The organism is Acinetobacter calcoaceticus (assembly GCF_051947995.1).
In the GTDB taxonomy this organism is placed as follows: Bacteria; Pseudomonadota; Gammaproteobacteria; order Pseudomonadales; family Moraxellaceae; genus Acinetobacter.
In genome coordinates, this window is record NZ_JBLVVH010000094.1 from 1 (window position 1) to 207 (window position 207).

Annotated in this window: 1 protein-coding gene; it reads right to left on the reverse strand. The window is 44.9% G+C overall.

The features are described from left to right. Positions 1–48: 48 nt before the first annotated feature. The coding region (locus tag ACNQO6_RS18690) for an amidohydrolase family protein (protein ID WP_440209936.1) at positions 49–207 on the reverse strand (159 nt) is incomplete at its 5' end.

Here is a 207-nt window from a genome sequence, read left to right on the forward strand (position 1 = left end):
TCAGCCCGGTTCTATATAACCCTAATTCGTTGAATCCTGATAAATCAGTTAGCCCTCGTTATAGGTTGCCAACACTTTAATGTTTTTTATCTCACGGCTTGGGATCGTCAGCGGATTCTGGTCCAGAATCACCAGATCAGCCAGTTTACCCTGGGCTAATGTTCCTATCTGCTGCTCTTCAAAATATTGGTAGGCAGCCCAGTCTGA